We start from the raw sequence: 7,262 nt of genomic DNA, 5'->3' as shown, positions 1-7,262 counted from the left end.
GGTGGGGGTGGGGGTGCGGGGGCGCGGGGGTTAGGGGGTGCGGGGGTTAGGGGGTGGGTTGGGGGAGGGTGAGGGTGGCTTGGACGGGGCGGTGGTCGCTGCCGGGCAGGGTGAACACCTCGACTGAGCGGACTGCTATCCGGTGGTCGACCAGGACGTGGTCGATGGTGACGGGTGGGATGAGGTCACCGTCGTAGGGACCCCAGGTGCCGGTCAGGCCCGCCCCGGTGGCATCGGCGGCGTCGACGTAACCGCTGCGCAGCAGTGCCCGCAGTGGACCGTGGTCGAGGGTCGCGTTGAAGTCTCCGGCGAGGATCCGCAGGCCACCGTCCGGGGTGGCCGGTGGTTGGGCGGTCAGGTCGGCACGCCAGGCACCCACCTGGTCCAGCGCGTACGGCGCCGAGGGGTGGGCCGACTCGACGCGGACCGGGGGCCCTCCGGGGACGGACACCGTCGCGTACGCCTGGCTGAAGCCCCAGCCCTCGAGGTTGCGTCGGACGCCGCCGTCGGTGATGGGCCACCGCGAGTAGAGCCCGGAGCCGGGGGTGCCGATCTCGGGGTTGAGCTGCCGGTGCGGCAGCAGCGTGGCGAGGCCGAGTTGATCCAGGGCGGCCTGCGCGTCCGGCGTGAACTCCTGCACGGTGAGCACGTCCACCTGGTGTCGCCGGACCAGCTCCACCAGTGTCCGCGCGTCGCCGGCCCCGGCGAGCAAGTTGGCGGTCAGCAGCCGCACGGTCGGCCCGGCCGCTGACGGCTGCGGGTTGGCCAGCGCCCGAGGTGCGACGGCACCGAGCAACGCCACCGCCGCCAGGGCCGCGACCGCCGCCGGCCACCAGCGCCGCAGGGCGAGCGCGAGGGCCAGGACCAGCACGCTGACCCCCGCGACGTACGGCGTGAACGCGAGCGCCTGCACCAACGGCCCCCGGTCCAGGCCGAGCAGTCGGGCCCCCGCCCAGAGGGCGGTGGGCGCGACGGCAAGCCAGCAGAGCGCAGTGCCGAGCCGGGCGTTCCGGTGCGCGGGTGGAGCGTCGACGATCACGAAGATGATCGTAGTCGGGCCCGACGAATTCATTTCATGAATGGTGATGCGCTCACATTTCATAATTGTCTGACGGTTGGTTGACACCCGGAAAAGCGAGATCAACTATTGACTGGCAGCTTTTTCCGGTGCTACGTTCCATCTGGCTTAAACGCAACTCTGAGTAGTAACAGCAGCTCAGAGGGGATGCAGATTACTGAGAAATCAATCTCGGAGGGTGTGAGCAAGGCAGCTCTCCCCACCCAACTGTCGTCGTACGCCTATTTGTTGGCAGTCATCCGTCCCGCCCCGCGGGTCGGCCGAATTCGCACGCTCACACAAGGGGGACCTGTCATGAGCACATCCTTCCGACGTAAGGTGGCGGCGGTCACGTTCGCTGTCCTGGGGCTCAGTCTCGCCGGCGGGGGCATCGCTATCGCCCAGCCGTCGGCGAAGGCGCCGCAGGAATCGGTCCAACCGGCACGCGGCACGAACTCGCAGCCGCCGGTCAGCGCCGAGTCGGCGCGTATCGCGAAAGCCGCGCTGAAGGCGAGCGCGGCCACCCCACTGGTGGCCACCAACGTCTTCACCGTCGTCAACTCCAACGGCACCAAGGCGCGCGGCACCGGCACCGTGGTCAAGTACGGCGTCGGGGAGTACGAGGTGATCTTCGGTTACAACGTCTCGGCCGGTGCCTTCCTGGCCACCCTGTCCCTGTCCGGCTCCTGCTGCATTCCGCCGGGCGGCGAGGTCTCGGTCGCCCCGCGGTTGCTGACGCCCAACGCGGTCTTCGTGCAGACCCGGAACTCGGCCGGGACACCGGCCAACCTGGGCTTCACCCTGCTCACCCACACACCCTGACCGAACCGACACCCGGCCCCCGTCGCATCCGGCGCGGGGGCCGGACCCTGTCCGCTCAGCGTGCCGGCCCGCCGGCCGCTACCTCGGCCGACTCGGCCGGACAACCCGATCCGCTCGGCTTTCGCCTAAGTCGGAGTGCCCTGAGTACGGGGACGCCCCGACTTCCCTGAACCCGAGCGGATCGGCGCGCTCGACGCCGCCGCCGCGGAATCGGCGGTCGGCGAGGGCCTCGACCGGTTCGTCCCGGTCGGGCACCCGGCGGTTGGTCACCTGCCGGTTGGGCGGCCCTCGGCAGGCTCGCGACGGTCGTCACCCTTACGCGCGGCTCATCCCCATTCCGGCCACTCCGGGGCGGTCCGGCCCGCACAATCCCACGTTTGCAGGGCCTGTGCCCGGGAAGCAAGCACCGTGACGGACATCTCGGACACCCTGGCCAGCATGCCCAGCCCGGTCGATCCGGAGCCGACCGGCATCGAGCTGGAACAGACCCTCTTCGAGGTCAAACGCGTGATCGTCGGGCAGGATCGCCTCGTCGAACGCCTGCTCACCGCCCTGGTCGCCAACGGACACTGCCTCCTGGAGGGGGTACCCGGCGTGGCCAAGACACTGGCCGCGCAGACCCTCGCGACGGTGGTCGGCGGCACCTTCTCCCGGATCCAGTTCACTCCGGACCTGGTGCCCTCCGACATCGTCGGCACCCGGATCTACCGGGCGTCGAAGGAGACCTTCGACATCGAGCTGGGCCCGATCATGGCCAACCTGGTGCTGGCCGACGAGATCAACCGGGCCCCGGCCAAGGTCCAGTCGGCGCTGCTGGAGGCGATGGCCGAACGGCAGGTCTCCATCGGCGGGCGCAGCTGGCCGGTGCCGGAGCCGTTCCTGGTGCTGGCCACCCAGAACCCGATCGAGTCCGAGGGGGTCTACCAGCTCCCGGAGGCGCAGCGTGACCGGTTCCTGATGAAGGTGGTTGTCGACTACCCCAGCGACGCCGACGAGCTGGCCATCCTCTACCGGATGAGCACCGACCGGCCGACACCGCGTCAGGTGCTCGACGCCCAACGGCTGCGGGACCTCCAGATCCACGCCGAGCGGGTCTTCGTCCACCACGCGTTGGCCGAGTACGTGGTGCGGCTGATCCTCGCCACCCGCGACCCGGGCCGGTTCGGCCTACCGGAGATCGCCCCGCTGTTGGCGTACGGGGCCAGTCCCCGAGCAACACTGGGCCTGGTCGCGGCGGCCCGGGCGCAGGCCCTGCTGCGAGGGCGAGAGTACGTGCTGCCCGAGGACATTCGCGAGCTGGCCGTCGACGTCCTCGCCCACCGGCTGGTGCTCTCCTTCGACGCGGTGGCCGACGGGGTGACGGCGGAAAGCGTGGTGCGACGGCTCGTCGAGGCGGTACCGCCGCCCAGGCTGGCCACCGGACACCCGCTGCAGACCCCGGATCTGGCGGCGGCATGAGACGCGCCACTGTCGCGCCAGCCGACCCCGGCCTGGTCGAGCTGGCCCCGGACCAGCGCCTGCGTCGCCTGGAGCTGACCGTCACGCGCCGGCTGAACGGCCTGCTGCACGGTCAGTACCGTGGTCTGCTGCCCGGTCCCGGCAGTGAACCCTCCGGCAGTCGCGAATACCGGCCGGGCGAGGACGAGGTGCGCCGGATGGACTGGGCGGTGACCGCCCGGACCGCCGTGCCGCACGTCCGGCAGGTCGACGCCGACCGGGAACTGACCACCTGGCTGCTCGTCGACGGCAGCGCCAGCATGGAGTTCGGCACCGCCGAACTGGACAAACGGGAGCTGGCGGTAGCTGCCGTCGCGGCGGTCGGGTTCCTGACCGCGGGCGTCGGCAACCGCCTCGGCGCACAGGTGCTCCGCGCCGACGGGGTACGCCGCTTCCCGGCCCGCAGCGGGCGTACCCATCTGCTCTCCCTGCTTCGCGCGCTGCTCGCCGCCCCCCGGGCCACCGCGCCCACCGACCGGCCGGGGCGTGGGCCGGCGACCCGACCGCCCGACCTGGCGGACGGCCTCGACGCGCTGCACCGGATCGCCAACCGGCGTGGGCTGGTCGTGGTGGTCTCCGACTTCCTCGACGGACTGCCCGACGACCCGGGCCAGACAGCGCCCTGGGAGCGGACCATGCGCCGGCTGGCCGTCCGGCACCAGGTGCTGGCGATCGAGGTGACCGACCCGCGTGAGCTGGAACTACCGGACGTCGGCCTGATCACGCTCGTCGACCCGGAGACCGGTCGGCACCGAGAGGTGTGCACATCGGACCGTGGGCTGCGCGAGCGGTACGCCGAGGCCGCCGCCGCCCAGCGCGAACAGGTCCACCAGGCGCTGCGCCGCAGCGGGGCCACCCATCTGCCGCTGCGCACCGACGGCGACTGGAGCGCCGACATCGTCCGACACGTGCACGCCCAGCGTCGGCTGGCCGCCGCGCCGGCTGGCCGGCCCCGGGGAGGTGTCGCGTGATCTGGCAGTCGCCGCTGCGCCTCTGGCTGCTGCTCGGCGTGCTCGCCCTGGTCGTCGCCTATCTGGTGCTGCAGCGGCGACGCAGCCGGTACGCGGTCCGCTTCACCAACCTGCGGCTGCTGGACCGGGTCGCGCCGGAGCGGCCCGCCTGGCGTCGGCACGTACCGGCCGGACTCTTCCTGGCCATGCTGGCGCTGCTCGTGGTCGGCTTCGCCCGACCGAGCGCCGAGGTCCGGGTGCCCCGGGAACGGGCCACGGTGATGGTGGCGGTGGACGTCTCCACGTCGATGCTCGCCACCGACGTCGAACCGGACCGGCTGGCCGCGGCGAAGGAAGCCGCCCGGCGCTTCGTCGATGGCCTGCCCGACGAGTTCAACGTCGGTCTCGTCGCCTTCGCCGGCAGTGCTGCCGTACTGGTGCCCCCGAGCACCGACCGGGACGCCCTCGACGAGGGGATCGACCGGCTCGCCGAGGGCATCACCGGCGTCCAGGGCACCGCGATCGGCGAGGCCATCAACACCTCACTCGGCGCGGTCAAGAGCCTGGACAGCGAGGCCGCGAAGGAGACCCCACCCGCCCGGGTCATCCTGCTCTCCGACGGCGCCAACACCTCCGGGATGGACCCCATGGAGGCGGCGGCGGAAGCGGTGAAGGCGGAGGTGCCGGTGCACTCGATCTCGTTCGGCACCCCGTCCGGGTTCGTCGACCGAGGTGGACGGCCCATCCAGGTGCCGGTGGACGGACAGACCCTCAAGGCGGTCGCCGAGGAGACCGGCGGCATGTTTCACGAGGCCAGCACCACCGACGAACTGCGGGCCGTCTACGACGACATCGGCAGTTCGGTCGGCTACCGCACGGAGCGGCAGGACATCTCGGCCCGCTTCATCGGCCTCGGACTGGTGTTCGCGATGGGCGCCGCCGCCGGCTCGATGCGCTGGTTCTCCCGGCTGCCCTGACCTGCACGCACAACCGACGTCGACAGTGAGGAGTGCGCATGGCAGTGCAGACCGGACTGGGCGAACCGCGCGGTCCCTGGTTCATCTCACCGGAACTCGACCCGGACGGGCGCGGGTGGTGGGACGCGCCCGAACGCGACCCGGGCAGGCGAGGGCCCGGGCGGCTGTTCACCGTGTTGGCAGTGGTGGCGGTCTCGGCCGTCTCCGGTGCTCTCGCCGGCGGCGTGGTGGCCAGTCGGGACGGGGCTGGTGGCCCGGCTGCGGCGTCCGCCGCTCCGGTGCCGGCCGAGCTGGTCACCGCGGCCGAGCGGACCGTACCCGGGGTGGTGTCGGTGTTGGCCGGCGGCGCGACCAGCGGGTCCGCGACCGGCTCCGGCTTCGCCGTGGACGACCAGCAGCACCTGATCACCAACGACCACATCCTGGCCAAGGGGGGTGGCGGACCGGTGACCGTCGAGCTGCCCGACGGCCGCCGGTTCGCCGCCGAGGTGGTCGGACGGGAGCCGCGCAGCGACCTGGCGGTGCTGAAGGTGCCGGCATCGGCGGGTCTCACCCCGCTGCCCCTGGCCAAGCCCGGCGCGACCAGGGTCGGTGAGCCGGTGCTCGCTGTCGGTTCACCGCTCGGTCTGGCGGGGACGGTCACCGCGGGCATCGTCAGCGCGCTCGACCGGGAGGTGCGGCTCGGCAACAACCGGCACACCGCGGTGCAGACCGACGCGTCAATCAACCCCGGCAACTCCGGTGGGCCACTGGTCAACGCGCGCGGGGAAGTGGTCGGGGTGAACACCGCGATCGCCACCATCGATGGAAACGGCTCGATCGGCATCGGGTTCGCCATCCCGATCGACCAGGTGCAGCAGACCGCCGACACGATCATCGGCAAGGGCGGCTGAGCTGCCCGAACACCCCTGACGGTGCCAGCACTGTCGGATATCCGGCCGGACGGCATCGGACAATGGAAATATTACGCTCGGTATGGATACTGGCTGAGGTGGAGCGTCCTCTTCTCACGGTCCTCCTGCTGGTGGGCCTGGTCATCGGATGTGCAGTGGGGTCGGCGTACGCCCGGGCACGGCGCGGGTGGAACGATTACCAGACCGTCAAGAAATCGGTGCCAGGCGCCCGCCGCGGCGCCTGGTCACTGATCCGCGGCGTCGTCGTGAAGGCCGCGGTCATCGGAGTGCTGCTCTTCGGCGCGGTGGCGTACGCGGCCGTCGGCTCCGACGAGGAGACCGCCGGGCCGGCACCCAGCCAGTCCCCGACGCAGAGTGAGCCTCCGCACCGATGACCCCCGGCAGGTCGGCGCGGGTTAGCCTCGGGGCGTGGACGACGGACTGCGGGTGACCGACCGGTGGGTCGTCCCCGCCGGGGAGCTGCGGGAGCGCTTCTCCCGCTCGTCGGGGCCGGGTGGGCAGGGCGTGAACACCGCGGACTCCCGGGTCGAGCTGAGCTACGACGTGGCCAACTCGCCGGCCGTGCCCGAGTGGCTGCGGCCGCGGGCGCTGGCCCGGCTGGCCAACCGCCTCGTCGACGGGGTGCTGACGATCGCAGCCAGCGAGCACCGTGCCCAGCTGGCCAACCGGGAGGCGGCCCGTGCCCGGATGACAGCTCTGCTGCGGGAGGCCGCCGCGCCCCCACCGCCGGCCCGCCGGGCCACCCGGCCGTCCCGTGGGGCCAAGGAACGCCGACTGGCCGAGAAGAAGCGCCAGTCCCAACGCAAACGGGACCGTCGCGCCGACGACGACTAGGCCGGTCCCAACGGGAACGGGGACAACGCCGCGCCGACGACTATTCCGGGACGGCGGCGAGCAGCCGTTCGCGCAGCACGGCGGCACGCTCGGCGAAGCCGCGTTGCGCCGCCGCGTACTCCGCCCGACCGTCCGGAGTCTCCACCCGCACCGGCGGGTGGCCGAGGGCCGCCAGGTCGTACGGGCTGGCCCGCATGTCCAGCGTGCGGAT

The 7,262-nt window shown here is 72.0% G+C and carries 8 protein-coding genes and 1 pseudogene; 7 read left to right on the top strand and 2 right to left on the bottom strand.

Features of this window, described 5'->3' with window-relative positions:
• Positions 1–46: 46 nt before the first annotated feature.
• Positions 47–1,036 (bottom strand): endonuclease/exonuclease/phosphatase family protein, encoded by a 990-nt coding sequence (locus ABZ749_RS25385; protein WP_357232016.1) that lies wholly within the window; start codon positions 1,034–1,036, stop codon positions 47–49.
• A 336-nt stretch (positions 1,037–1,372) separates the two neighbouring features.
• On the opposite strand from ABZ749_RS25385, the gene ABZ749_RS25380 reads away from it, so the two are divergent.
• The 7 genes from ABZ749_RS25380 (at position 1,373) to arfB (ending at position 7,051) form a co-directional block, all read left to right on the top strand.
• Positions 1,373–1,879: a hypothetical protein gene (locus ABZ749_RS25380; RefSeq protein ID WP_357232013.1), complete on the top strand. Its 507-nt coding sequence runs from the start codon at positions 1,373–1,375 to the stop codon at positions 1,877–1,879.
• A 408-nt stretch (positions 1,880–2,287) separates the two neighbouring features.
• On the top strand, positions 2,288–3,337 hold the full coding sequence (locus ABZ749_RS25375; RefSeq protein ID WP_357200805.1) for a MoxR family ATPase: 1,050 nt from the start codon (positions 2,288–2,290) through the stop codon (positions 3,335–3,337).
• Positions 3,334–4,347: a DUF58 domain-containing protein gene (locus ABZ749_RS25370; RefSeq protein ID WP_357232010.1), complete on the top strand. Its 1,014-nt coding sequence runs from the start codon at positions 3,334–3,336 to the stop codon at positions 4,345–4,347. The genes ABZ749_RS25375 and ABZ749_RS25370 overlap by 4 nt, the downstream gene beginning before the upstream one ends.
• Positions 4,344–5,303 (top strand): VWA domain-containing protein, encoded by a 960-nt coding sequence (locus ABZ749_RS25365; protein WP_357232007.1) that lies wholly within the window; start codon positions 4,344–4,346, stop codon positions 5,301–5,303. Before ABZ749_RS25370 ends, ABZ749_RS25365 begins: the two co-directional genes overlap by 4 nt.
• 38 nt (positions 5,304–5,341) lie before the next feature.
• Positions 5,342–6,196, top strand: coding sequence for a trypsin-like peptidase domain-containing protein (locus tag ABZ749_RS25360; protein WP_357232004.1), 855 nt, complete (start codon positions 5,342–5,344; stop codon positions 6,194–6,196).
• Between the two features lie 98 nt (positions 6,197–6,294).
• Complete coding sequence (locus ABZ749_RS25355) at positions 6,295–6,591, top strand: hypothetical protein (RefSeq protein WP_210786404.1); 297 nt, start codon at positions 6,295–6,297, stop codon at positions 6,589–6,591.
• Between the two features lie 34 nt (positions 6,592–6,625).
• A complete protein-coding gene (gene arfB, locus ABZ749_RS25350; protein WP_091393146.1) occupies positions 6,626–7,051 on the top strand; it encodes an alternative ribosome rescue aminoacyl-tRNA hydrolase ArfB in 426 nt (141 codons plus the stop codon).
• Positions 7,052–7,091: 40 nt separating this feature from the next.
• Here the strand turns inward: arfB and ABZ749_RS25345 are convergent.
• A pseudogene (locus ABZ749_RS25345) lies at positions 7,092–7,262 on the bottom strand (3-methyladenine DNA glycosylase); the annotation flags it as partial.

Source organism: Micromonospora sp. NPDC047753, from assembly GCF_040642735.1.
Classification (GTDB): Bacteria; Actinomycetota; Actinomycetes; order Mycobacteriales; family Micromonosporaceae; genus Micromonospora.
Note: the sequence above shows the minus strand (reverse complement) of the source record. Positions and strands in the feature narration are given on the sequence as shown.

Bases quoted from the DNA above. Each gene is read 5' to 3' on its own strand.
- ABZ749_RS25360 (WP_357232004.1), top strand. From the start codon at position 5,342: ATGGCAGTGCAGACCGGACTGGGCGAACCGCGCGGTCCCTGGTTCATC.
- ABZ749_RS25380 (WP_357232013.1), top strand. From the start codon at position 1,373: ATGAGCACATCCTTCCGACGTAAGGTGGCGGCGGTCACGTTCGCTGTC.
- ABZ749_RS25370 (WP_357232010.1), top strand. From the start codon at position 3,334: ATGAGACGCGCCACTGTCGCGCCAGCCGACCCCGGCCTGGTCGAGCTG.